We start from the raw sequence: 26685 nt of genomic DNA, 5'->3' as shown, positions 1-26685 counted from the left end.
TAACCAGTTACTTATGAAGTTCATAGACGAAGCGGTTATCCAGGTATTGGCGGGCAAAGGCGGTGATGGCGTCGCCAGCTTCCGGCGCGAGAAATATATCCCCAAGGGCGGGCCCGATGGCGGCGATGGCGGCCGAGGGGGCAGCGTATTTGCCGTAGCCGACCGCAACATCAATACCTTGATCGATTACCGCTTCGCCCGCATTCACCGCGCCAAGAATGGCCAAAACGGTCAAGGCTCGGATCGCTATGGAAAAAGCGCCGAAGATATCATTCTGCGTATGCCGGTCGGCACGCTGATTAAGGATATCAATACCGGTGAAGTCGTCGCCGATCTGGTGCATGACCAGCAAAAAATTCTTCTAGCCAAAGGCGGCAACGGCGGTATCGGCAATCTGCACTTCAAATCCAGCACCAATCGCGCACCACGGCAATTCACCTTCGGTGAGCCCGGCCAGGAACTCGAGCTGAAACTGGAACTCAAGGTGCTCGCCGACGTCGGCTTACTCGGTATGCCGAATGCTGGAAAATCCACGCTCATCCGCGCAGTATCGGCCGCACGCCCGAAAGTAGCCGATTATCCGTTCACCACCTTGCAACCGAACCTCGGCATGGTGCGCGTTGACCAGAACCGCAGTTTCGTCATGGCCGATATCCCTGGGCTGATCGAAGGTGCGGCCGAAGGTGTAGGACTAGGGCATCGCTTCCTGAAACATTTGACTCGCACCCGGCTGCTGCTGCATGTGGTCGACATGATGCCGCCGAATGAAGATACCGATCTCGTGCATGAAGCCCAAGCACTCGCTGAAGAGCTGAAAAAATACGACGAAGCACTGTATCAAAAACCGCGCTGGCTGGTGATGAACAAAACCGACATGATGCCGGAAGACGAACGCGACGAAATCTGTCGTCAGTTTGTGGAAAAACTGGGATGGCAAGACAAATACTTCATCATTTCGGCATTGACGAGCGAAGGCTGCCAGCTTCTGACGTACGCCATCATGGAATATCTGGAGCAGCATCTACCGCCACAACCTGAAAACCCGATTCCGGAAAACGAACTAGCGAATCCATGTTAAAGCAAGCACGCCGCATCATCATCAAAGTAGGCAGCAGCCTGGTCACCAATCAAGGCAAAGGACTCGACCACGCCGCACTGGCCGGCTGGGCGGCGCAAATCGCCACACTCAAGCAAATGGGCAAGGAAATCATCCTGGTTTCTTCCGGCGCGATTGCCGAAGGCATGCAACGGCTCAACTGGGAAAGCCGCCCTACTGCACTGTATGAATTGCAAGCAGCGGCCGCCGTGGGCCAAATGGGATTGGCACAAGCCTACGCTTCGAGCTTTTCGCAATACGGCCTGCAAACCGCGCAAGTGCTGCTGACCCATGAAGATCTATCCAATCGCAAGCGTTACCTGAACGCCCGTTCCACACTGACGGCTTTGCTGAAATTCAACATCATCCCCATCATCAACGAAAACGATACCGTCGCCACCGATGAAATCCGCTTTGGCGATAACGACACGCTCGCGGCTCTGGTTACCAATCTGGTGGAAGCCGACGCGCTGGTGATTCTGACCGATCAAGCCGGTTTGTATACCAGCGATCCGCGCAAGAATGCGGATGCGAAATTGTTACCCGAAGTCCACGCCGGCGACCCGGCGCTGGAAAAAATGGCCGGCGGCGTCGGCAGCGCCATCAGCCGCGGCGGCATGCAAACCAAAGTGATCGCGGCCAAACGCGCGGCACGCAGCGGTGCGGACACAATCGTTGCTTCCGGGCACGAAGACAACGTGCTGGTGCGCCTAAGCCAGGATGAAGCCATCGGTACCCGTTTTGTCGCCAAATTACCGGTGCTGGCGGCGCGCAAGCAATGGCTCGCCGATTATCTGCAAGTGCGCGGTTACGTCACGCTTGACCCAGGCGCGGTCAAAGCCCTGATCGATGACGGCAAAAGTTTGCTGCCGATTGGCGTGACTGACGTCAATGGTGAATTCGAACGCGGTGAAACGGTTTCCTGTCTGGACTCCGACGGCCGCGAAATCGCACGCGGGTTGATCAACTACAGCGCCGTGGAAACGCAAAAAATCCTGAAACAGCCCAGCAGTGAAATCGAAGCGATCCTGGGCTATGTCGACGAACCGGAACTGATTCACAGGAACAATCTGGTTCTGCTGTAATTACTGCCAATCCGCAACCATGCCACTCGATAAAAACGCGCAACGCATCGCCGCCATCGACTGGCTGCGCGGCATCGTCATGATTCTGATGGCACTCGATCATACCTCGTGGTTTTTCAACAGCCAGCGCATTTTCGCCGATTCGGTTTTACTCTACCAACCGGGTGCTCAGTTCGCAGCCGATCAGTTTTTCACCCGTTGGGTCACCCATATCTGTGCACCCACGTTTATATTTCTCGCCGGCACCTCGATCGCCATCAGCAATTTCCAGCGGCAACAACAAGGCATGAGCACCGCCGCGATTGACCGCGAGCTACTGCTGCGCGGCGCCTTCATCGCATTACTCGACATCGCGCTGTTCTCGCTGATTGGCGGCAAACCGGTGCTGCAAGTGCTGTACGCCATCGGCATCAGCATGATGCTGATGGTGCATCTGCAACGTCTCGGCGCTGGCACTGTTTTCTGGCTGGCGATTGTGATCGCCGCCGGTGGCGAATTACTGCTCATGTCACTGTGGCAGCCGGGTGGCGAGGTTCCTTTCTGGCTGGCCATCACCTTTGCCCCGGTGTTCGGTGAAAAGTATTCGGTGTTATACCCCGCGCTGCCGTGGCTCGGCATCATGATGCTCGGCTGGGTATTCGGCGAAAGGCTCATTGTCCAGCAATCCGCTGCATGGAAACCGGAGCGCCTGCTGATGACCTGCGGCTGGTTTGCATTGACGTTATTTGTGGTGATCCGCGGCCTGGACGGCTACGGTAATCTATTCATGCACCTGGAAGGCAACACTCTGGTGCACTGGCTGCACGTCAGCAAATATCCGCCCAGTTTAGCGTACACACTGCTGGAACTGGGTCTGATGGCGATCATGCTATCGTTGCTGATGCGCCTGGAGTCATGGAAAAAAACCATCCACCCCAATGGCCCCGTGCTGGTATTCGGGCAAACCGCGTTATTCTTCTATCTCGCCCACTTCGCCGTGCTGACGGCACTGAAGCCTTTGTTTGAACGCGGCAGCCTGGAACAAACCTACGCGATCACGTTGCTGGCGCTGATCATTCTGTACCCCATCTGCCGTGCCTACCGCAATTTGAAATGGCGGCATCCTCAAAGCTGGTTGCGCTTTCTTTAACATCAACCGGCGCAGCATGCCGCCAGTAATCGATCCGGCTGCGTGACATCGGCTTTCTATACCGATTTATGATTTATCGATGCGGGCTTTGTGGTTATAATGTGCGCCCCGCTGAATTGGAGTAACCACGGTCTTGTCATGCTGTAGCAGCAACGAGAATATCGTGTCAGAAATACCGCTTCCCATTGACTTCGGAATCACGCGCCACCGATTAAAACATTTTTAAACATACATTTTCCCAATGCAAGGCCGTTCGATATATTCAAAATGGTTATTGTTAACCATTGCTTGTTATTTTTCCGTTTTTTTCATGGATACTGAAAATCTCTACGCTAATGAGCTGAGAAAATTTCTAACCTATAAAAAACTGGAATTCGGCGGCTGGATTCATGGCGGCGCCACATTCAATCCCAGTCAATCAGGCGGCTATAACGGCCCGGTCATTTTTGCAGACCAAGCCAATCGCTTTCAACTGAACCAATTAAACCTGTTCATGCGCCGCCCCGTGGTGTCGGAAGGCAATAAATGGGATTTCGGCGGACGCTTTGATTTCATGTTCGGCACCGATGCCATTTTTACTCAAGCCTTCGGTGTACCCGCCTTCGATGTCAATACCGGCGCCCCCCTAAAAAGAAGCAACTGGGATCTCAATATATGCTGCGCCTCCACGCGCACATACGGTATTGCCTTGCCACAGGCATTCTTGGAGACTTATGTACCGATTGGCAACGGCCTCAACATCAAGCTCGGTCATTTTTATACACCAACCGGCTTCGAAACCGTTCCAGCGCCGGATAATTTCTTCTATACGCGCGCGTATACTTTAAATATCGGCGAGCCGTTCACGCACACCGGCGTGCTCTTTAATTACAAAATCAATTCCAATTGGCTGATTCTAGGCGGTCCGCTCACCGGCAGCGCCAACGGCGGATGGGACGCAGGTTGGGACAAACAGTTGAAAAATTGGAACGGCATTACCGGTTTTACCTGGAGCAGCGACGATAAAGCGACTTCATTCCATCTTTCCGGCACTTATGGTAAAACCTCGGAACAAAGCAGCGAAATATGGGGGTTTTATAATGTCGTGCTACAACACAAGATCACACCGCAGACTCAGATAGTTCTACACCATGTTCATGGCCATGCCGGCGGTGTTTTGCTGAATAATCTCAAATACAACAACGTCATCAAAGACGCCGAATGGTTCAGCGCAATTGCGCATTTATACCACGACCTTACCGATAACGTATCGGTCGGCATACGCGGCGAATGGTTCCGCGATCAAGATGGTTTCCGCAATCCTTCGCCGTTCCGCGTTGCAGCCGCCACCAACAATATCAATGGCATACCCGCCAGTTACGCCGGCAACATCAACAGCGTAACGATCGCACCCGCCGACTACTATAACTTCACCGCCGGTATTAACTGGAAAATAGCCAGAACATTTAAATCCCAGTGGGATTTCATCAAAAAATTGAATATCCGTTCAAATATTCGCTACGACCGGGTTGATGCCTATAAAACCTCAGCTTACCGGCCGTTCGCAGGCAACAAGGATCAAATTTTATTTTCGCTGGATTTCGTCTTACCGTTTTAAGGCGGTTATGAAAAAAGACGGCGAACAATGTTCAAATATTCTACTCACGAGCATTACCGAATAGACCAAACATCATTCGGCTCGCTACTTTTTCCATTCAGTTTTTGTTCATACAAACCGGCGTAGATTGGCTCCATCAGCAATCAATTTGCATGAACAACTAACAACTGAGAGGAGAATAAAATGGAAACCAGAAAAATAAAATTATCCGGTCTTATGCTTGCCTTGTGTTTAGCTATCACTTTGGCCGCCCCATCGCTTGCGCAAGCAGGCAGAGGTCATCATCGCCACCATCATCATCACCATGACCACGGACATCACCGGCACCAGCATTTCATCGGTGGCGGATATAATTACGGTTATAGCCAACCACGCGGATATTATCCGCCAGCGCAATATAACTATAATTACTACCCAGCACCGGTATACGTTGTCCCTCCGCAAATGATGATGGGCATTAATACCGGAAATATGGACTTTATGATACGCTTCTGACGCGCGTTGTGACTGGTAACAGGCATGAAAATACCGTATCTGTTACCAACCTGATTTCTACCTCCAATGTATGGGATTGTTGTTTATGAATAGATGGTGGAAAATTTCAATCATTGCACTGCTAGCGATCATTGCATTCACGCCCGCGACAGCCGGCAGGCATAGTGCGGCCAATGAACATCCCACGCCAAACGATCCGGCTACTGGCATCACGGAGCAGCGGGCAATCGCCATCGCGCAACAGCATTTCAAAGGCCGCGTGCTGGCGATCAATCAGACCGATCATACTTACCGCATCAAAATTCTCAGCAACCAAGGCACAGTCCATATGGTTCTGATCAATGCGCTGGATGGCACGGTCATTTCAACGCATTAGCACGCGCACTGCAATCCCATGGTTCAACCAAGCAAATTATTATGTACGCAGGAGTAAACGATGCGCATCCTGGTCATTGAAGACGAATTCCGCTTACAAAACCAGATCCGGCAGCAACTGGAAGCGGCCGGTTATATGGTCGACACGTGCAGCAACGGCGATGAAGGATTGTTTCTCGCCACCGAATATCCGCTCGATGCCGCCATTATCGATATCGGCCTGCCCGGCAAATCCGGTTTGGAGATTATCAAAGCATTGCGCGAACGCGGCAGTTTGCTGCCGATTCTGATTCTAACCGCGCGCAGCAGCTGGCAGGACAAGGTACAAGGGCTGGAAATGGGCGCGGATGACTACCTGACCAAACCATTCCAGATGGAAGAGCTGCAAGCCCGGGTCAAAGCACTGTTGCGCCGCTCTACCGGCATACCGCAAACCCTCCTGAAATGCGGCCCGATCACGCTCGATGTCACGGCTCAATCCGTTACCGTCAATGGAGAGAGCATCGAACTGACCTCGTTTGAATACCGCTTGCTGGAAGAATTGGTGCGTCATCACGGTGAAGTGCTATCCAAACACACCTTGGCTGATTATCTCTACCCGCACGACGAAGATCGCGACAGCAACGTGCTCGAAGTGATGGTCGGCAGGCTGCGTCGCAAACTCGACCCCGAGGGTACCTTGAATCCGATCGAAACCATGCGCGGCCGCGGCTATCGCTTCACGCTGGAGTGCAACAAATCGTCATGATGTCGCTTAACCGGCGCATTTTATTCAGCGCAACGCTGGTGTTATTGATTTTTATCGTCGGCATCGCCTGGACGCTGGATCGCGCTTTTTATGACAGTGCCCGCGTCGGCGTCAAAGACCGGCTGTTTGCGAAGGTACTGATGCTGATGGGTGACGCCGAAGTGGAAGATTCCGGCGAGCTGGATGTGCCGACCAACTTACTCGATGCCGAACTCGGTCACGTAAACTCAGATACTTATGCCTTCATCATCGGCCCGGCCAACACCATCGCCTGGCGCTCCACATCATCGCTGAACAAACCGATCCCGGACATTACCTTGCTGGAAAAAGGCAAAAAAGAATTCGCGCAAATCATGATTAACGACGAGTCGCATTTTATTTACCGCTATGGCGTGGCTTGGGAAACACCGTCCGGCGATTATCCGCTGACTTTCAATGTCATCACCGATACCGTACTGTTTGAAGCGCAAATTGACCGTTATCGCGAAGATTTATGGGGTTGGCTCGGCGCCATGGCCATTTTGCTGTTAGCCACGCAAATGCTGGTATTGCGCTGGGGCTTGCAGCCATTGCGCAAGGTATCGGTGGAGCTTGCCGCGATCGAATCCGGCCAACAGGAAAGGTTGAAAGGCGTTTATCCGAGCGAACTCCAGTTGCTGACCGACAGCATCAACTCTCTGATCGCGCATGAGCACAAACAGCAAAAACGCTACCGCAACGGCCTCGCCGATCTGGCGCACAGCCTCAAGACACCGCTTGCCGTCCTACAGGGCGCCATTCATAGTGAAGACGATGAAGCCATCCGGCGCAAAACGATTCAGGAACAAATCGACCGCATGGACAACACGATCCAGTACCAGCTGCGCCGCGCCGCAACCGCCGGCAGCTCACCGGGTATGGGATTGATTCTGTTACGCCCGATGGCCGACCGGATCGTCAACACCGTCACCAAAGCCTACCGCAACAAACAGCCTGCAATAACCGTCGCCATCGATGACAGCATCGGCCTGCGCATCGACGAAGGCGACTTGATGGAATTACTCGGTAATCTGGTCGACAACGCCTTTAAATGGTGCCGCAACAGCATCCATTTAGCGGCGGGTTATCAGGAAAATCAGGTGGTGATCCAAATCAAGGACGACGGCCCCGGTATCCAACCGCATGAAATCGCCAGAATCCTGGAACGCGGTGTGCGCGCCGATCAATCCACCCCCGGTCACGGCATCGGCTTGGCGATTGTGCGCGATATCATGCAGGTGTACGGTGGAGAACTACTGATTGAGAACAATCCAAACGGCGGTCTCTGCGTGACTTTGCGTTTAAAGAAAAGCAAATAATACTCACGACGCCACTTATAGCGAGCTTGAAAAACCTGGGATGTGACCGCTCCCGCCTACGCCTTAATCAGCGTCCACGCACCAATCAGAATAAACCCCGCCCCTGCGATATAGTGCAAATGTTTTTCGCTGATATAATCGGAAATCACGCTGCCAGCCAGTACACCAAGCGCCGAAGTCGCAATGAGCGCCAGCGATGCGCCGACAAATACCGTCAGCTTGCTGACTTCCTTGTCGGCGGCAAACAGCATCGTAGCCAATTGCGTTTTGTCACCCAGTTCCGCGATAAACACCGTGGCGAAAACCGTCAGTAAAATTTTGTAATCCATTCCGTTTCCAAGACCTGTAAGAATCTAATACCGGGTGATCGCCGATAAACTGCTTCACCACCCTTCCTCTTTAGATCATACCGTTTATCTTCTTCGTTGTAATAACAAAACATCACGTCTTATTTCGGCTCATCCGCAACCGGGCCATACAAAAACAGGAAAACCGCGTCAAGCAACATTAAGACTTAAAGGTCACCATGGTGTAGCCATAATTGGTGTCCTTCATGCCTGGGCTGAATGGAACCTTATCAAAGTAATCGCCTTTGAATCTCCGTCTCCCCTTTTTCCACTTCCGCTGCGAATAAGTGCGGGCTCCATAAAAAACACCCAATAATGAAAAAAACCATCCAACACGTGACCATAATATTTTTCCAAGCCATGGTTTTATACCTCCTCCAGTAATTTTCTCGAGCAAAACGGCGATCCAATCTATTCAGCTGTTTTGAATATTACGTGGGAACAACGGGTTGAAAAATCTGTGCGAGCACTTAAGCGTAAGCCCTTATAAGCCATAGGGTTTGGTGCTCGGGCATAATAGCGATAAAACGGAGACCGGTATCCGGCACGGGTATAAGCAAAGATAGTGTTGACAAGAGCGGCAGCCCGCTTGAAATGCCTCATCCGGCGGAAGTAGTGCAGCAATCGGCCGGAACTGCGCTTTCACGATTGATCGCACAGTTTTTTACAATTCCAGGAAAAGGTTTGAATGAATAATCCCGGCTGATCACAGCCGGGATTCTGTTTGATGCGCAAGGACTAACCGTCCAAGAGGTAATAGTAATCCGGTTAAAATGAAATGGCCGGCCCTATCACCCATTGGCAATCGGAAATCAGGCACATACCGCCGAAATCCTTTAGTTTCGGTTGAAGCGTCATAATGACTTTCTCTGCTTGGTCCTCTTCACAGGCAAGAACCATCACCGCATTATGCTCTTCCAACACATAATCATCCGGGTTGCGCTCACCGGTTGAACCCAACCCTCCCGCCTTCTTGATGACTGTGTAGCCACGCACATCGGCATCCCGAAGCAGCTTCAGCATATCATCCAGCGACTTTTCATCAATGACGATCTCGATGCGCTTCATAGTCACTAAAATATCTGGTCTTAACACCATCATTTCTCTCCCAAAATTGTTTATGTCGTACTCAGGCTCTGCACATTCCGGATCAATTCCCGAGGCTATCCTGAGTCATTTCAATCACTGATACATTCCAGCCGGTGCTTTTTTGATTGAAACATTCCATATCGTGGCAGGCAGCGATTCATCATCGCATCGCTGCCCCATACCCAATATGCTTTCAATCATGCGTAACCAAACCAGCAGCGGAAATATCCATCACCACGGATAATAAGTCTCGTGCAAGTACTGGGCAGCCGCATAGTACATAGGAATACCCACCACCACGTTGAATGGGAAAGTCACCCCGAGCGACAGCGTCAGATAAAACGATGGATTCGCCTCTGGAATCGCAAGCCGCATGGCCGGGGGCACCGCGATATAGGAGCAGCTGGCTGCGAGTACGGTTACCAACGTGATACCACCGATTGAGTACCCCAAGAGGAAGTGACCGACGAACAATCCGCATACCGCGCCGATTAAAGGCATAGCAATGCCAAAACCCACTAGGAAAACACCGACGGTCTTAAATTCCGATAACCTTTTCCCGGCTTCCATCCCCATATCGCACAGGAATATACACAGCGCACCCATGAAGATGAGTTCAAAGAACGGCTCAATTTTCTTGTAGCTCGGATCGGAAACCACCCAGCCGATCGCCATCGAACCGAACAACAACAGAATACTGCCGTTGGTAAAGGCTTCGATGATCAGATGTTTATACATTCCTTTGTCGGCTTTGGTGGCTCCGCCCAAAATTTTCCGGGAATAGCCGGCCAGCACCAAACCAATCATGATCGCGGGTGATTCCATGATCGCCAGCATGATCACGGGATAGGCTTCATACGTCACGCCGATACCCCCCAGGAACGCAACCGCCGTCATATAGGTTCCTGCGCTCACCGAACCATAGTGCGCGGAAATGGCCGCGGCATTGAGCGGATCGATTTTTCCCAGCGCCCGCAAAATAATATAAGCCACAATGGGCAACCCGCAACCAAACGCAAGTGCCGCCCATACGGCGGGAAGCGCGGATCCCATATCAGATCCTGCAAGCGCCTTGCCGCCATGAAGTCCGATACCGATCAGCAAATAGATAACGATCATCTTGTGCATATCGGGCGGAAATTTCAGATCCGATTTGATGAGGCAAGCAAACATACCCAGCGCGAAAAAAAGTATCGCCGGTACGAGAAGACTGGACAGAGACATGGTTACACTCCTCTTATACGAATAGTTATTAAACGAGGGAGACTCTACGTGTTACATCCGGGAGTATCGTATCGGGACTTGTGTTAGCTTTGACCGGGCTCTCTTTACAACCCGCCAGCGCTTGCCCGGCAGCGAATATTTTGCCCGGCAATAGGGATAGCGTAGCCAGAACAAGTCCGTAAGCTATTATTTTTCTACTCATTTCGTTTCTCCAAACAGTTAAAGGGGTTAATATCATGTAGTGAAAACAACACGCCGCCGAACGCGGTTAATGCCTCCAATAATCCGCGCGATTGAAAAAAACCCACCAGCAAATTTAAGCAATGCAAACGGAACGAAGTGGTGGGCAAACTCGCGTCATATTCCCTACCCGGCAAATCCTACAAGAGAAAAACAGGGGGCAATATTCGTGCTGACACGTAAGGGCAAACCCTTACATATCAATAAATTGATAGAAAATTACAGGTTTTTATCGTAAGCTTCATCGCGGTACACACTCGAATTCAACAGCAGGAAAACAATGTGAATAGCGCAGTGAAAAACTTGAATTTCCGGACAGTGTTCGATGCAGCGGCGGATGCGATGCTGTTGACTGAAAACACGGGACATATCGTCCTGACCAATCCGACAGCACAAGAATTGCTGGGTTACAGCGCGGATGAAATGAAAGGGCTGGCCATCGAAATGCTGATCGCACCCCGCTATCGCAAACAGTACCGCTACTATCAACGGCTGTTCTTGAACCGGCCGGTAAAGCGCTCCATGAGCGTTGGCAATGAATTGATCGCATTAAATCGCGATGGCAAAGAAATATTGCTGGATATCAGTCTCAGCCCCATCAAAACGGGACAACAACTTTTCATTCTTATCCTATTCACGATCGCTAACCGGCGTCTCGATACCGAAGATGCGCTGCGTTCCAGCGAGGAACGCCTGCGTTTGGCCAAGCAAGCAGCCGGTTTGGGCATTTTTGACTACGACTTCAAGCGCAATATCATTTATTGGGACCGGCAAATGCGCAAGCTTTGGGGCAAGCATTCCGCAAAAACCGTCAGTTACGAAGAATTCGTCGCCGCAATACATCCGGAAGATCGTGAGGCGCGCCAGGCGGCTATCGATAAAGCGATGGATCCCAACAGCAATGGCGAATTCAAAGCGCAATACCGCATTATCAATCCCATTAACGGCGTTGAACGCTGGATATCCGCCAGGGGCCGGGTATATTTCGAAGGCGGGTGCCCGCACCGCCTGATAGGCGTTACACGCGACGTCACAGAACAGAAAAACATCGAGAAAAAACTGCAAGTTCACCGCAATGAAACTGAAAATATTCTCAAGCAGCAAGTGGCGGCGCGCACGGCTTCCGCAATCGCACATGAACTCAATCAACCGCTGGCGGCAATCTCCGCCTACAGCGAAGTGGTGCTGCACGCACTGAATAACGGCAGTTTCAGCGCGGACAATTTAAAGCGCGCGTTGCAAGGTTGCGTGGAACAAGCCCAACGGGCCGGACGCAGCTTGCACGAACTGCTGGCTTTTCTGCAGAAAGGTGAATTGGTGACCGAGCGGTCGAATTTGACCGATGTCATTCATGGCGCGCTGAGCATTGTATACAATGACGGCTACGGAAGATTTCACCCGATACTGCATTTGCAGCAGAATCTCCCGGCTGTCCAGTGTAACCGCACGCAGATACAAAAAGTTCTGGTCAATCTCTTTAGAAATGCGATCGAAGCGATGCGAAACATCGATTTCCCGGTCCTGACGATCACCACCACGATGCAGACTGTCAACGATAAGGATGTCGCAGTCGTGATCGTGCAGGATAACGGTCCGGGATTTGATCCAGTGGTAGCAAAGCGCATATTTGAGCCTTTTTTTACCACCAAACCATCCGGCATCGGTATGGGGCTTTCGATCAGCCGTGCGTTGGTCGAAGACAACGGCGGTCAACTCTGGGTTGATTCCGATGCAAAAACAGGCGCAAAATTCCATTTCACCCTCCCCTTTGGACCATGATCATGCAGGAACTCACCGTTTTTATCGTAGATGACGATGCAGCCGTGCGCGATTCCCTCACATTGATGATCGAACAGGCTGGTATGCGGGTGCAATCCTTCGAGAACGCCAAAACCTTTCTGAATGCTTACCGTCCGGATTTTTTCGGCTGTGTCATCATTGACGTAAAAATGCCCGGAATGGACGGTTTGCAACTCCAGGAAGAACTGGCTTGGCGTAAGATTTTGCTACCGGTCATTTTTCTGACTGGGCATGGCGACATTCCCATGAGTGTCAGAGCGATCAAAGGCGGTGCGATCGATTTCCTGACCAAACCGGTGATCCGGGAGAAACTCTTGATTTGCGTGCGCGCTGCGTTTACCGAAGCAAAAAAACGATTGAGTGACGCCACGCAAAACCGGGAAATAACCACATGCCTGACAAAGCTCACCCGGCGTGAGCGGGAAGTCATGCTCCTCGCGGTGCAAGGACATTCCAATAAGGAAATCGGCTCTTATCTGGGCATCAGCTATCGCACGGTGGAAATCCACAAATCCAAAATCATGCAAAAGACTGGCGCCAATAATCTGCTGGATCTCGCGCGCATTGCACGCGAAAGCGAGTTGAGCGAATGATGCCGCTTTACCCGACAAACGGCGCCGCAATGATCACACACCTTCCATGACGCAATTTCTAACAAGCATTACACTAAGGAAGCGCTAATTAATTGACTGCACGAGCGAATTGCTTCGTTGCGCGGCACTCACTCCCTCGTCTATCAGATTGATATGTCTCGGTTGTTGCGTTCCGCGCGCCTCGCCCTTCATCACGTTCGTTGATTTAATCAGCGTTTCCCTAAGTAATGCACCGGCGGCTCCTTAAAGTTATTTAAGGAGCCGCCTGCTTCTCAAATATTTACGACACTAAAACTTGAAGGTCACCATGGTGTAGCCATAATTGGTGTCCTTCATGCCCGGGCTGAATGGAACCTTATCAAAGTAATCGCCCTTGAATAAATGACTATAACCAAAGTCGAAGCTCATTCGTTTCATGTAACTCCACTGCGGATCCCAGCCTAAACTGACATCGAGCATATGACCGAGAAAGCCCCCGGCCCCGCCGGTCGCATCTTGCAGGCCACTGCCGACAAACGCGCCGCGCTTATCCGCCAGCCAGTACGCACGGTGCGACATCATCAGGCGCACCGTGGGGGTGGGAACGAGCGTGGCGCGAAAGCCGACGGGCGACATCAGATTGGACGGGAAGAACGGCCCGAACATACCGGTCGGACCATATTCAACCCGGCGTTTTGCGTACAAAATGTCAAAGTTCTTGTCCGGATCGCGGTCTCCCGATGCAAAGTCGAATAAGTACAGCGCCCGCAACGGCATCGAGGTATTGAAGCTATACCCGACTTCGCCGTGATGGCGATGGGCGAATAGGCTCTTGTTCCGGGTATCGCCGAATTGGTACATGGATTCAATTTCATAATCCATGCTGCCTTTCGTCGGCTTGGCGAACAGCCTGAAACCGGTGGTCGATAAGTTACGCTGTCTGAGATTATCGCCTTCGTTCAACTGCAAGAAATAACCGTCGAAGTTAGCCCAACGCAGATCGCGATTGGTAACGTAAGCGCCGGAGAAGTAAGTTTCGGGAGTGTTCCAATTCAACGATGTCGGATCACGTTGCACCGGACGGGCGCCAAACACGCGCAAACTCCATTTTTGATCGGTATTGCCCATCATGAAGTGCAAACCATCAAACGCGGGTGATAAGGTACCCCAACGGTGTCCCCCTACCAGGCGGGCTTCACCCAAGTCCATCATGAAACGGCCGACTTCGAATTTCGCCGCATAGCCTGTGCCGAGAAAGTTTTTGTCGTGCAGACCGAGATGCATTTGGGTGAAGTCAAAATGATCGGCCATAGTCGGGTTATGATCTTGCCCGAAGTTGGCCAGTGGAGCGCGGATGTCGGTCAGTTCGAGGGTGAACTTCAGCGGATCGATGATGTTCTTGACTTCAAACAAGAACCGGGTACGTTGATGAATCTGATCGTTGAATCCCGGAATACTCTTGGTAAAACCGTGATCGTATACGTCGTAACGGGTACGGTGTTCGATTGCCACATTGAGCCAATCCGGCGCCATAGCGGCAAGCGGCGTTTTGTGATCCTCCATCAATTTGGTCAGATTATCGAAGTCAAAGCGCGTACGCCCAGGTGATTCCAGTGCGCTGAAAGGTGCGCCATTGGCTCCATTGGCTACGGTCTTGTTTTGAACGACAACGGATGGTTTCGTTGTCTTCTCCGTCTCCCCTTTTTCCACTTCCGCTGCGAATAAATAATCGCTGCCTAAAAGAGACCCGGTAACGGCTAAAGCCATCCAACGGGCACACCGAGCATTTTTCCTAATCATTCCTTTTTCCTCTCCCTATTTAATTTTGATGGTTTGAACAGAGAATCCTGTTTTCGAAGGAATAGTACTTATGTATAAGAAATAGCAACATACGCGTAAGCACGTAAGGGTAAACTCTTATGTAATGGAATCTAATAGAGAAAAATAAATTTTGAACACAAACTTCAGCAACTAAAAAGCTGAGCTCTACAATCGGAGCGCAATGTGACCGAAGCGATAAAAAACTTAAGTTTCAAGGTATTATTCGATGCTATGGCGGATGCGATGGTGTTAATTGAAAGTGACGGGCGTATCGTGTTAATGAACCCGGCAGCGCTGCAATTGTTCGGTTTCAGCGAGAATGAACTCGAGGGGCTAACGATTGATAGGCCAATCGCGCCACGATACCGGAAACAGTACCAGCATTATCAAGCACTTTTTTTCAATAAACCGGTCAAGCTGCCAATGGGTAGTGGCACCGAATTCATAGTACTCGATCGTTCCGGCCAGGAAATGCTGCTAGACGTGAGCTTAAGCCCGGTTGAACTGCAACAACAGCTTTACGTTTTAATCACACTGACAGTGCCCCGGCAACGTCAGAAGACCGAAAACGCATTGCGGGAAAGTGAGGAGCGTTTACGCTTGGCCAAGCAGGCCGCGGGGTTTGGCATTTTCGACTATAACTTCAAACGAAGTATTGTTTATTGGGATGAGCAAATGCGCAGGTTTTGGAGCGGATATACCGGGAAGACAATCAGCTATGAAGGATTTGTCGCCATGATACATCCCGATGATCGCGCAGACCGGCAAGCAGCGATAGATTATGCGATGGATTCCGCCAGCCGCGGTGAATACAAAGCGGAGTATCGCGTCGTTGATCCTGTTGACGGAACTGAACGTTGGATTTCCGTCGTGGGGCGAGTCTATTTTGAAGCTGACTGCGCAAATCGGCTGGTAGGCATTGCCCAGGATGTGACGGAGCAGAAAATTCTCCGAAAAAAGTTGGGAATGCAACGCGACGAAGCGGAAAAAATCCTCAAACAACAAGTAGCTGCACATACAGCCTCAACTATTGCGCATGAGCTGAATCAGCCGCTGACTGCGATATCGGCTTATAGCGAAGTAGTACTCCATGCATTACAAAGCAATGATCTTAATGTGAAGAATCTAAAAAAAGCGCTGGAAGGTTGTGTGGAGCAAGCGCAGCGCGCTGGTCACAGCTTGCACGAGTTAATTGCTTTTTTACAGCAAGGTGAGTTGTTAGCCGAATCGTTAGATTTGAACGATGTCATACGCGAAGCGCTCGATATTGCTTCTAACGATGGATATGAAAGATTTCGTTCAAAACTGAATTTGGAAAAAAATCTTCCCGCTGTTCAATGCAATCGCACACAAGTGCAGAAAGTTCTTGTAAATTTCTTCAGGAATGCTGTAGAAGCCATGCGGACCGTCGATTCACCAATTTTAACAATTACCACCAAAGCACAAACTTTGAATGAAAAAAGCATTGCGTTAGTTATAGTACAAGATAGCGGGCCCGGTCTTGATCAAACTATGGCAAAGCGCATATTCGAGCCTTTTTTTACCACCAAGCCATCCGGTATCGGCATGAGGCTTACGATTAGCCGCGCGTTGATCAAGGACAACGGCAGTCAACTCTGGGTTGATGCCGATACAAAAACAGGCGCAAAGTTTCATTTCACTCTCCCCTTTGGACCATGATCTTGCAAAAGACCAGCGCCAATAATTTGCTGGATCTCGCGCGCATTGCACGCGAAAGCGAGTTGAGCGAATAAGTGGCTCGACCGGACCATAAAAATCCGTGACTTTCCTGTCACGGGATTGCAAAAGACGCTGAACTCATGATGCGCGGCTAAATTGCTCGCGCAGATTCTCGATGGTGGCCGATTCGCTACGAACCCGGAACAAAGTACCTTCATTATCCGAATGTTCCGCCAGCACCTGGCAATTCGTGTAGATCGCACCGCGTAGCTGCTGTGCCGACCAAGGCAGAAAAAGTTCGGCTTCAACCAGATTCTGCTGGAAAAACTCGACAATTTTCTGGCGCAATCTCGCAACATCGTCGGCACGGCGCGCGCTCATCACGATGCAGTCCGGATACCGGGCGCGTAAGGCAGCTTCGCATCCGGCTTGCGCCGTTGCATCGCCAACATGGTCGATTTTGTTGAATACGCGGATACGCGGCACGTCATGCGCGCCGATCTCTTCAAGCACATGCTGGGTAACTTCGAGCTGGCGCTCAAATCCTGGGTCGCTGGCATCGATGACGTGGAGCAGCAAGGATGCATCGAGCGCTTCGTCCAGCGTGGATTTGAACGAAGCGACCAGCCCGTGCGGCAGGTTTTTGATGAAACCGACCGTGTCGCTGACGAGCACGCGCGGCATGCTTTCCGGATGGAGCGCCCGCACCGTGGTATCGAGCGTGGCAAAAAGTTTGTTGGCGACCAACACTTCGCTGCCGGTAAGCGCCCGCATCAAGGTGGATTTACCGGCATTGGTATAACCGACCAGCGCGACGCTGGCGAGTCCTTGGCGCTCTTGCCGCCGCGCGCGCTGGATCTTGCGCTCGGCTTCCAGCGCGACAATTTCCTGTTGCAATTCGGCGATACGGTCGCGGATCTTGCGCCGGTCCAATTCGGTATGCGATTCACCCGCGCCCCGCCCGCCAGTGCCGCTGCGTTGCCGCCCTTGCGGCCCGGCAAGTTTGGCGGCTTCGCGCAGGCGCGGCGCCATGTAACCGAGGCGCGCGATTTCCACCTGCGCGCGCGCCGCACGGGAACGGGCGTTACGGTGAAAAATTTCGAGAATGACCATGGTGCGGTCCATCACCTCGCAACCGACCTCATTCTCAAGATTGCGCGCCTGCGACGGTGAGATCTCGTGATCGACCAAGAGAGCGCTGATGTCATGATCATCGGGGCGAATGGCGATTTCCTCAGACTCATCCGATCCGGAATCGTTGTGCACGTAACAACGGATTTCCTCGCGCTTGCCAACGCCCAAGTACGCGGTCGTGTCGAAGCTGGCGCGTTTTTGCACGAACGTGTTGACGACTGTGTAACCCAGTGTTTTTGCGAGCTCACGCAGCTCGGCCAGTGACGATTCGAATTCGATATCGCTGACATTCGGCAACTGAACCGCCGCCGCGACAGCAAATTTGGGTTTTTCTTTGATTTCTATGGACATTGGAAAATCACGCTTCCTGGATAATGGGAGTCAATAGTAGTGTAAAAAGCTGCTGCATACACCGGAACCGGTGCGGCTTGGAAAGACAAAACCAACATTTTGTTTTGTGCGGTCTTAAGGAATTTGACCGGTCAGAATTGGTTCATTTGATGCGTCGGCAACAATTGCACTGATCGCATCATTACAGGGTTATAAAAATATCATCAGTTAATTGCAGATCATGTCACTGCGCAACAATAACCGGCATCCCAACGTGCAAGATTACTCAAGCGACCGTCGACCGTCCTTAATCATTTTACCATCAATGATTATCTCGATTGGCGCCTATTGAAATCCAGTGGCTGGTTTAGCTGTGTACCAGCCCAGTTGAGGTAATCCAAGAATCGTAGCATGGGGGAAAACCGTGCAGGCAACGCTGCGAAGATTCATCTAACCGTTGATCGCTGCGTTTTACCGGTTGATTTTGAGATGTGCGGTGAAGCTTAGTGCGCGATTACTACAAATTAAAGGGCGTTACCTTTATTTTGTTTGATTACGGATTCACATCCCTATCAAACCCGGTAACGCCCTTTGTTTTAATTTACTTTAAGACTACTACCCGGAAGGTTAGAACTCTTCCCAATCCTCAGCGCCACCTCCAGCTGCAACTTTGCGTGGTTGAGCCGTTACGGCTTCAGTGTTTGTTACGGCTTTCACCGCAGGCTTTTTCCGCGCAGGGCCGCGATTCGGCAGTTTGGCTATGCTGGCGGAGCGATTGTTTCTTTTGATCACCGCCGGTGTTCCTGAGTAACCTTCCGATAATTTGAAGGTGTTTATCGCTTGTGTTAATGCGTGGGCTTGTTCTTGCATGGATTCCGCTGCGGCTGAAGCTTCTTCCACCAAGGCGGCATTCTGTTGCGTGGCTTCGTCCATTTGGGTTACCGCTTGATTAACCTGTTCAATACCGGAGCTTTGTTCTTGCGATGCCGCGGAGATCTCGCTCATGATGTCGGTAACGCGTTTTACCGCAGTGACGATTTCGTCCATGGTTGCACCCGCTTCATCCACCAGGCGCGTGCCGTCTTCTACTTTCGCTACAGAATCACTGATCAGTTCCTTGATTTCTTTCGCTGCCGCTGCGGAACGTTGCGCCAGTGTACGTACTTCTGTCGCTACCACCGCAAAGCCACGGCCTTGTTCACCGGCGCGCGCCGCTTCCACCGCCGCATTCAGCGCCAGAATATTGGTTTGGAACGCAATGCCGTCGATCACGCTAATGATGTCGACAATTTTCTTCGAGCTTTCGTTGATCGAGCTCATGGTTTGCACCACTTGACCTACTACCGAGCCGCCTTTCATCGCAACTTCCGAGGCACCGGCAGCCAGTTGATTGGCTTGGCGCGCGTTGTCGGCGTTTTGTTTGACGGTGGAGGTCAATTCTTCCATCGACGATGCGGTTTCTTCCAGGCTGGAGGCTTGTTCTTCCGTGCGTTGGCTCAAGTCCGAGTTGCCCGATGCGATTTCTCCCGATGCCGTTGCGATTTGGTCGGTTCCCGAACGCACTTTACCGACCAGGTCGACCAGATTCTCGTTCATCGCTTTCAGTGCTTGCAACAGCCGCCCGGTTTCATTCGTGGATGTCGCTTCTATCCGTTTGGTGAGGTCACCGGAGGCTACCGCATTTGCCACTTCAACTGCTTCATTTAATGGCACAATGATCGAACGTAGTAACAGCATGCCAAAAACAATGGCCAATACAGCACCGAGTGCCATCACAGCTATCATAGCCGTAGAGATTTTTTCAAAAGTACTTTGTGCATCCTGATATTCTTGAGCGCCATCCGTTTTCTGCAAGTCGAGTATTTTGAATAGACTGGTACGTAAAGCAGTAAACTTTGGACCGCCATTGTTCGCCGCATTGTTAGCCGCCGCTTCGAAATCGCCAGCTATTGCATACTGGAACGTCAGCTTTAGTGCGTCAGCATACTCTTTGGCCTGATCCGCCACGGTCTTGGACAAGATCATTTCATGTTCCGTCACAATGGTAGTTTGGTTTTTTGCCCATAATTCTTCGATCTCTTTAATCAACTCCATATTTTGTTCGTGTTTGGCTTTAGCATTATTGACATCTTTTTTCCCCACAGAATCTAACCCATTCAGGCGAATCGTGTACCAGCGGTCAATCACAGTGCCCAAATAGGCTAGGGACATGGTGCGGGTTTCGTGCAACCCCTTCAAGCGTTCATTGGAATCATGATAGCTGTTTAATCCAAAAGAACCGACACCCAACATCAGAATTGTCAACATACTGATTATAAGAAACAAACGAAACTTAATAGTTGTATCTTTAAACATTACTAGCTCCTTTAAGCGTTCTCTAAATTAAATTTTCCACTACTGAATACTTTGTTTGATCAAGCCCAAGCCGCTGCTACTCATCGATTTCTCGATATCGATCCATATCAGCATGCGCTCGTCGACTGCTCCTAGCCCGGTAATATATTCAGTATCAATGACTAAACCCAACTCCGGCTCCGGTTGTATTTGTCCCTCCCTCAGAGTGATTACATCCGATACTCCACCCACCTTAATTCCCATTACCCGCCCGGCCACATTCAAAATAATCACTGCAATAAATCTCTAACCATTATTACTTACTGATAAATATATAGAATCCACTTTCCAATATATTCTAGAATCAAACAATTTGTAGGAATGAAGCAGCTGTTTACGGTTTTCTTTAAAGAAAGTTCTGTAAGTTTATTCCTATTGTTTATTTCAAATACATGAACCAATAATGTAGGATATTTCTTATAATAGAGAATTAAATTACTTCGAATGATCGCTGCAAACCCTTTAAAGGAGCTGTTGCGAGCTGCTAAAGCAGCACTGAAGTAGCTGATTCTTATGGAATCTAAAGCTTCATCAGATGAAGGGATGAAGTGAAGGATAGCGATGGAGTTACGCCACGTGGGACAAAATCAGTAACTTAGGGCTAAATCAAGTTAAGCTTTTTAAGGAAAGTGAATTTCGGGGGTGTCCTAGATTTTGTGTAAACGGTGGTTAATAATGCCGAGGCATTCTTTCGTTAAATTGAATAGTAAACCTGTTTAGTGCCGGTTTCCAATCTCTTAGTGGCATAGACCATTTTTTGGCGATATTGCTGAGAGCCAAATAAAACAATTTGATCACGGCTTCATCGTTGGGAAACGATCCACGGTTTTTGCTGACTTTGCGTAGGCTCATATTGACTGACTCAATCGCATTGGTGGTGTAAATAATGCGCCGTATCTCAGTCGGGTAGTCGAAGAATGGAATGATGCGTTGCCAGTTATTGCGCCAAGATCGGGCGATCGGTGGATAAGCATTGTTCCATTTATCTTCAAAGCCGGCTAACGCGTGCTCAGCCTCATCAATCGTGGCGGCGCTATAGACCAAACGTAGATCAGCAGCTACTTCCTTGCGTTTATTCCAGCTGACGTAGTTGAGACTGTTACGAACCATGTGCACGATACAGAGTTGTACAATGGCATGTGGATAGACGGTTTCAATCGCTTCGGGAAAGCCCTTTAAGCCATCGACACAGGCGATAAAGATATCTTGCACGCCACGATTTTTGAGTTCAGTGACAACGCTGAGCCAGAACTTGGCACCCTCGGTCTGAGCAATCCATAAGCCCAGTATTTCTTTATGGCCCTCCATGTTAATGCCGATCGCCAGGTAAATCGCTTTGGTACGAACGCTACCAGCGTCACGAACTTTGGTATGGATACAATCGAGATAGATCACAGGATACACCGCATCGAGAGGCCGGGATTGCCACTGCTTCACTTCATCCATTACGCCATCAGTGACCGTAGAAATGAGCGTAGGCGATACTTCGGCGCCATACATTTCAGTGAGGTGCTGTTGGATTTCACGCACTGTCATGCCACGGGCATACAGCGAGAGGATCTTGTCATCAAAGCCCGCCCAGCGGGTCTGATGCTTGGAAATGATCAGAGGCTCGAAGCTGCCCTCACGGTCACGGGGGATCTCGATGGGTAACTCACCGAATTCACCTTTCAGGGTCTTACGGCTTTTACCATTTCTGGTATTGCCAGTGGCATTGACTACCGTTTCGTGCTTATCGTGACCAAGATGATCGGCCATTTCTGCTTGCAAGGCACGTTCAACCAACGCTTTGGTGAGTTGCTTGAGAAGACCATGCTCACCGATTAAATCTTCTGGCTTTTTGTAATCGGCCAGCAGGCTATCAATTAAGCCGGCCGGCAGGGGTTTGGGTGTGGTCATTTTTACTCCAAATATATATAAGCAGTTTCCTGCAATATGACCATTTACACAAAATTATTTACACCCTCTGAATTTCTTTGATTGAATCAGAAAAACGGTCATCTTTATCTAAGGACACACGGTGAGATAGTGTCCGAACTAACCCACACATGACTATGATGGAAACGACAGCTACCTCATCCGGCATTCCGGAGCTTTCACTGCATGGCTGCCACCGGCCATGCAGCCATCGTGATATTTTATTTGAAGCGGCGAAACGATCCTATGACGACACCGAAAATCTCAAATTGCATATCCGGACGTATATAAATGGGCCGGTAAGCGCCCGATGAGTTGGCTGGCATAAGCCTTGGCATTTTGTTCGCCCCGTAATCCAGAATTTTGATGGTGAATTCACGATCCACCACTGCCAGCACAATGTCGCCCATCCCCGGTGTTCTTGATCTATCCACCACCACTTTATCATCCGGCAGCAAACCCACATCAATCATCGAGTCCCCTTTGATCGTTACAAAGAACGTCGATGCCGCATGGTCGATCAGAAACTCACTGACATCCAGGCGTTTTTCGACATGATCATCCGCCGGACTGGGAAATCCCGCCGCCACTTTGGTGGCAAAAAGCGGTAACAAGGTTGGTTGCGCGCTGATCTCGGGAATGAGCAGCTCATTCTCTTCAATATTGGCAACCGAGGTATCGCGATCGCCATTCGCTTTTTTGCGTTGAAAAGCTTCCAAGAAACTTTTTATGGTTGCTGTCTGGCTTTCCGGTATGCGCATCGTTGTCGTAGGCTCGCCAAATTTACCCTGGCCGCGCGGCCTGCCTGCATTTTCCCGTTTTCCGCCACGATTTGACATGTCTGAATCACTCCCATTGAAATTCGTAGCGATATTCAAACACGCCTTGTATATTGCTGTCAAATAGTCTCGTGCAAGAATGAGCAGCAAGCTTAGAATGTTCCGGCCCTGCTCGTTCCGGATCAATCAACACTGAAGCTTTTCTTATTTTTTACGGAAATTACCCAATACCCGGTGCGCGGCTTTCAATGCACTCTGGTAATTTTACAGTTTTGACTAGAATTGATAGCGCTGCTGATCAGCTTTCACACTGCATCGCAGCGATGGCGTGGATTTTCTACCCCGCCCAAGGGACGAGGTAGTTCACTGAAACACTTAAATTGAAGGGATTCAAGCGTTGCGTTGATTGCTTACGAGAAGTATATTGAGATAACAATCAGCGCTACTGCCACTGCGCCGATGAAAGTCATATTGTAGCCAAGTTTTTTAAATGTAATAGAATCTTCTCTGTCTAACATTTCCATGATTATCTCCGTCGTTTAACAATTAGTGGAGATTGCATTTTCAAGCAAACCTGCGTTCGATTTATTGATTCAGATCAAGAAATCCATCCGCAAAGGTCAATTTTCTTGATATAGATCAACAAAATGCAAAATATCGATTAATGAAAAGCCAAAACCCGGTTTTCATTCCTGTGCCGTCCCCCCGCTTTTCTGATTTTTTCTGATCTTATTGTTTGCCCTCCAATGAATCACGTAATCGCTCGCACAGGTATCTGGCGGATAGCTCGATGCAGCGGCAGCAGTAACTGAAATGAAAGCAGGTAATTTTTCACCAAAAACCGAAAACTTATTGTTACTGAATTGAGATCCGGCATTATTGATAACTGCAATAAAGATTTTTTCACATTTCTCTCAAAAATGAACTCAATATGACCTGATTAATATTGGCAAAACTACTGGAGAAATTGTTACAAAATTACATCGCACGCGCGCCGATGAAACAAAGGCATTAGTTCCAAAGCCAAGAATCCTCATCCTTTCAGACAGCAATCCTAAATCAGGAATCAGAATGAACGCAATTTGCAGTCATCACTGGCAAGCCAAGTACAAATTAATATTAGCGCTATTAAATCCAGTCATTTGATGCAAACCTTTAATTACGCGGCATTTGCAATTCAAAATAATTCATTCTGATATCTCGTATGTGACTCTGTGCTTAGTTGTACCTTCGATAGCCTTCCAGCTGTGCAAACAACCATGTTCTAATATGAGGTTGGAGTAGATGAGGTTGGAGTAGATTAGCTTAGTAGCTAAGCTAGGGTCTGTTAACGCTATTTGATATAATTTGGTGATGGAAATCACCGAAACTCAATATCAACAGATCGAGCACTGCCTGCCGCGTCAGCGTGGCAACGTCAGCCATTCCAATCTGCAAGTTCTCAATGCCATTCTTTACGTTGCCGAGCATGGCTGCAAGTGGCGAGGACTGCCCAAGCGATTCGGCAACTGGCATACCATCTATACCCGCATGAATCGCTGGGCAAAGAGTGGTGTACTGAGCCATGTATTTGGGCAACTTCAGCATCAGCAAATCATCCGTATCCGTATTGAAGCTGTTTCTTTGGACAGTACCAGTATCAAAGTCCATCCCGGCGGTACGGGTGCATTAAAAAAACACCGCAATCCATCGAAAAATCCCGAGGTGGATGGACCACCAAAATTCATCTGGTTGCCGCAGATTCCAGAACAACCATAAGCTTTGCCCTCTCGCCCGGTCACGCCCACGATGCGCCAGAGGGCAGGCAGCTTTTGCTTTCCCTCGGTCCCGTCAATACGCCCACCTACCTGCTGATGGATCGTGCTTATGAAGGCGACCAAACCCGGCAACTGGCACTAGATTTGGGTTACATCCCGGTTGTTCCGCCCAAAGCAAATCGCTTGTCACCCTGGGAATACAACCGTGCCATGTACAAAAAACGCAACGAGATCGAACGATTGTTCAGAAGGCTCAAGGGATTTCGCCGCATCTTCTCCAGGTTCGATAAGCTCGATGTCGTCTTCATCTCCTTTATCCACTTTGCCTTCATCGTCGAAGCACTTAGATTGTGTTAACAGGCCCTAATCAAATGAAGATAAGTAATTGTAGATTATTAGGAAAGTACAGTTAAGTTTAGTGGAATTTTTTGTTCTGGAAGTTACAGCAAGATCAGCGGCCAATATACTCGGAATTCAGCCCAATAGCGCAGCGCTGTTTTATCGCAAAATACGTGAAGTTATTGCTTATCATTTGGAGCAGGAATCTCACCAAATCTTTGCTGGTACAGTAGAGTTGGATGAGAGCTACTTCGGTGGTAAGGTATACACAAAGGTTGTAGGTGACACTAAATCAGAAACACTTATGCCGCTGATAACAAGAAAAATAGCACCAGACAACGAGTTTATACAGATTGTTATCGCCGTTACAATGCACTTGATGTGAGCCACTTTTACCATGAAAGAATTAATCACTCCACGCTATTTGCACAAGGCAAGAATCACATTAACGGGATTGAGAATTTTTGGAATCAGGCCAAACGTATTTTAAGAAAAGAAAATACAATGGAATTCCCAAAGAATCATTTCCATTATTTCTTAAAGAATGTGAATTCAGGTTTAATTAATTGTAGAACACCTAAACATCAACTAAAAACTCTTAAAAATTGGACTCAAATTTAAAATAATCTACTACAGCCACTTTAATATAGTTTGATTTTGTTTCTAAAATTTCTAATAAGGAAAATATCATGCATACTTTATATCGTAGTTTGGTCATAGCTTCGTCGATAGCCGCGGCGCCGCTCGTCAATGCTTCACTTATCGATTTTCAGGGTGAACCGGTAGGTACTTATGCGGGAAATACGACAACTTTGCTTGTTGATGGGACCAGTGTGCGCTTTTCAGGACTAGGCTTGCAAATTCGAGATCTTACCCCTGCATTTCCATCGGAATCCAGTCGAGTACTTTCCTCGTTTCACGATGGACAAGAAATTACGATGGAATTATTAGGCGGAGCCACGACCGATAGCCTTACTTTCCACAACTGGATCAGCGGCGTTTATACATCAGAGGTGGATACTATTGTTGTGCAAGCATTTGATGCGGCCAACAACTTGCTCGGTTCCGTCACTTCATCCGATGAATTTATCAATCTTAACTTCACCGGTATGGCACGCATTACTTTCGACGATTTCATTGCTGGAGATGGGTACCTGTTGGATGATTTTCAGTATACGGTTGCAGTACCTGAACCGGCTACATGGGCGCTGATGCTGTTTGGGCTTGGCGGTCTGGTTTCTATTCACCACCGTAAACGCACAGTACAAGCATAAAAAACGGTGCTTGCCATTGTATTTTGCCAGGTAAAAAACCACAAAACCATCGTTTAACGGAAGAAATTTCAGCTCAGGAGCAAACTCTCACATTTCTTCCGTTAAACGCCTGTACCATCGGCTTTA

At 49.6% G+C, this 26685-nt stretch carries 22 protein-coding genes and 2 pseudogenes; 13 read left to right on the top strand and 11 right to left on the bottom strand.

All coding sequences use genetic code 11. The features are described 5' to 3' along the window. The first annotated feature begins 13 nt into the window (after positions 1-13). From cgtA to R2103_RS04670, 4 genes are all read left to right on the top strand, one after another. Entirely contained in the window at positions 14-1078 is a 1065-nt protein-coding gene (gene cgtA / locus R2103_RS04685) for an Obg family GTPase CgtA (RefSeq protein WP_317530358.1), read from the top strand. Beyond that, positions 1072-2181 (top strand): glutamate 5-kinase, encoded by a 1110-nt coding sequence (proB, locus tag R2103_RS04680; RefSeq protein ID WP_317530357.1) that lies wholly within the window; start codon positions 1072-1074, stop codon positions 2179-2181. Before cgtA ends, proB begins: the two co-directional genes overlap by 7 nt. Positions 2182-2200: 19 nt before the next feature. Then, positions 2201-3310 carry a DUF1624 domain-containing protein gene (locus tag R2103_RS04675; protein WP_317530356.1) on the top strand — a complete coding sequence of 370 codons (1110 nt, stop codon included), beginning with the start codon at positions 2201-2203 and terminating at the stop codon, positions 3308-3310. Positions 3311-3620: 310 nt separating this feature from the next. After that, the gene (locus tag R2103_RS04670) at positions 3621-4907 is read left to right on the top strand and encodes a porin (RefSeq protein WP_317530355.1); all 1287 of its coding nucleotides are present in this window, start codon (positions 3621-3623) and stop codon (positions 4905-4907) included. A 231-nt stretch (positions 4908-5138) separates the two neighbouring features. On the opposite strand, the gene R2103_RS04665 is transcribed toward R2103_RS04670, so the two are convergent. Further along, complete coding sequence (locus R2103_RS04665) at positions 5139-5276, bottom strand: hypothetical protein (RefSeq protein ID WP_317530354.1); 138 nt, start codon at positions 5274-5276, stop codon at positions 5139-5141. A 211-nt stretch (positions 5277-5487) separates the two neighbouring features. On the opposite strand from R2103_RS04665, the gene R2103_RS04660 reads away from it, so the two are divergent. Genes R2103_RS04660 through R2103_RS04650 form a run of 3 tightly spaced genes read left to right on the top strand, consistent with a single transcriptional unit; the run spans position 5488 to position 7862 of the window. Next, complete coding sequence (locus R2103_RS04660) at positions 5488-5778, top strand: PepSY domain-containing protein (RefSeq protein WP_317530353.1); 291 nt, start codon at positions 5488-5490, stop codon at positions 5776-5778. A gap of 60 nt (positions 5779-5838) precedes the next feature. Beyond that, complete coding sequence (locus R2103_RS04655; protein WP_317530352.1) at positions 5839-6525, top strand: response regulator transcription factor; 687 nt, start codon at positions 5839-5841, stop codon at positions 6523-6525. Further along, a complete protein-coding gene (locus R2103_RS04650) occupies positions 6522-7862 on the top strand; it encodes an ATP-binding protein (RefSeq protein ID WP_317530351.1) in 1341 nt (446 codons plus the stop codon). Before R2103_RS04655 ends, R2103_RS04650 begins: the two co-directional genes overlap by 4 nt. A gap of 56 nt (positions 7863-7918) precedes the next feature. Here the strand turns inward: R2103_RS04650 and R2103_RS04645 are convergent, their stop codons facing one another. The 4 genes from R2103_RS04645 to R2103_RS04630 form a co-directional block, all read right to left on the bottom strand. Further along, entirely contained in the window at positions 7919-8191 is a 273-nt protein-coding gene (locus tag R2103_RS04645) for a TMEM165/GDT1 family protein (protein WP_317530350.1), read from the bottom strand. 786 nt (positions 8192-8977) lie between these two features. Continuing rightward, positions 8978-9310 carry a P-II family nitrogen regulator gene (locus R2103_RS04640; RefSeq protein WP_317530349.1) on the bottom strand — a complete coding sequence of 111 codons (333 nt, stop codon included), beginning with the start codon at positions 9308-9310 and terminating at the stop codon, positions 8978-8980. 219 nt (positions 9311-9529) lie between these two features. Then, entirely contained in the window at positions 9530-10522 is a 993-nt protein-coding gene (locus R2103_RS04635) for a sodium-dependent bicarbonate transport family permease (RefSeq protein WP_108699179.1), read from the bottom strand. Positions 10523-10550: 28 nt separating this feature from the next. Next, positions 10551-10724 (bottom strand): hypothetical protein, encoded by a 174-nt coding sequence (locus R2103_RS04630; RefSeq protein ID WP_317530348.1) that lies wholly within the window; start codon positions 10722-10724, stop codon positions 10551-10553. Positions 10725-11044: 320 nt separating this feature from the next. Here R2103_RS04630 and R2103_RS04625 point away from each other — a divergent pair, with 320 nt between their 5' ends. Continuing rightward, positions 11045-12541 carry a PAS domain S-box protein gene (locus R2103_RS04625; protein ID WP_317530347.1) on the top strand — a complete coding sequence of 499 codons (1497 nt, stop codon included), beginning with the start codon at positions 11045-11047 and terminating at the stop codon, positions 12539-12541. A gap of 2 nt (positions 12542-12543) precedes the next feature. After that, positions 12544-13155, top strand: a complete 612-nt coding sequence (locus R2103_RS04620) for a response regulator transcription factor (RefSeq protein WP_317530346.1) — start codon at positions 12544-12546, stop codon at positions 13153-13155. 288 nt (positions 13156-13443) lie between these two features. On the opposite strand, the gene R2103_RS04615 is transcribed toward R2103_RS04620, so the two are convergent. Further along, positions 13444-14901 (bottom strand): alginate export family protein, encoded by a 1458-nt coding sequence (locus R2103_RS04615; RefSeq protein WP_317530345.1) that lies wholly within the window; start codon positions 14899-14901, stop codon positions 13444-13446. Positions 14902-15138: 237 nt separating this feature from the next. On the opposite strand from R2103_RS04615, the gene R2103_RS04610 reads away from it, so the two are divergent. Next, positions 15139-16635, top strand: coding sequence for a PAS domain S-box protein (locus R2103_RS04610; RefSeq protein WP_317530344.1), 1497 nt, complete (start codon positions 15139-15141; stop codon positions 16633-16635). Between the two features lie 138 nt (positions 16636-16773). On the opposite strand, the gene hflX is transcribed toward R2103_RS04610, so the two are convergent. The 5 genes from hflX to R2103_RS04585 form a co-directional block, all read right to left on the bottom strand. Continuing rightward, on the bottom strand, positions 16774-18120 hold the full coding sequence (gene hflX / locus R2103_RS04605; RefSeq protein ID WP_317530343.1) for a GTPase HflX: 1347 nt from the start codon (positions 18118-18120) through the stop codon (positions 16774-16776). Between the two features lie 606 nt (positions 18121-18726). Continuing rightward, positions 18727-20454, bottom strand: a complete 1728-nt coding sequence (locus R2103_RS04600) for a methyl-accepting chemotaxis protein (protein ID WP_317530342.1) — start codon at positions 20452-20454, stop codon at positions 18727-18729. Positions 20455-20493: 39 nt separating this feature from the next. Beyond that, positions 20494-20727: a chemotaxis protein CheW gene (locus tag R2103_RS04595; RefSeq protein ID WP_317530341.1), complete on the bottom strand. Its 234-nt coding sequence runs from the start codon at positions 20725-20727 to the stop codon at positions 20494-20496. 435 nt (positions 20728-21162) lie between these two features. Further along, positions 21163-22392 (bottom strand): IS256 family transposase, encoded by a 1230-nt coding sequence (locus tag R2103_RS04590; protein WP_317530340.1) that lies wholly within the window; start codon positions 22390-22392, stop codon positions 21163-21165. 239 nt (positions 22393-22631) lie between these two features. Beyond that, positions 22632-23249, bottom strand: a complete 618-nt coding sequence (locus tag R2103_RS04585; RefSeq protein ID WP_317530339.1) for a translesion error-prone DNA polymerase V autoproteolytic subunit — start codon at positions 23247-23249, stop codon at positions 22632-22634. Positions 23250-24542: 1293 nt separating this feature from the next. On the opposite strand from R2103_RS04585, the pseudogene R2103_RS04580 reads away from it, so the two are divergent. The 3 genes and pseudogenes from R2103_RS04580 (at position 24543) to R2103_RS04570 (ending at position 26559) form a co-directional block, all read left to right on the top strand. Then, positions 24543-25303 (top strand): annotated as a pseudogene (locus tag R2103_RS04580) (IS5 family transposase). Between the two features lie 14 nt (positions 25304-25317). Further along, positions 25318-25906: pseudogene (locus R2103_RS04575) on the top strand (IS1595 family transposase). A gap of 68 nt (positions 25907-25974) precedes the next feature. Further along, positions 25975-26559: a PEP-CTERM sorting domain-containing protein gene (locus R2103_RS04570; RefSeq protein ID WP_317530338.1), complete on the top strand. Its 585-nt coding sequence runs from the start codon at positions 25975-25977 to the stop codon at positions 26557-26559. Positions 26560-26685: the final 126 nt, after the last annotated feature.

The sequence above is a fragment of the Nitrosomonas sp. Is24 genome, assembly GCF_033063335.1.
Taxonomy (GTDB): domain Bacteria; phylum Pseudomonadota; class Gammaproteobacteria; order Burkholderiales; family Nitrosomonadaceae; genus Nitrosomonas.
The sequence above is the reverse complement of the archived record's forward strand: the minus strand, read 5'-3'. Positions and strand labels throughout refer to the sequence as shown.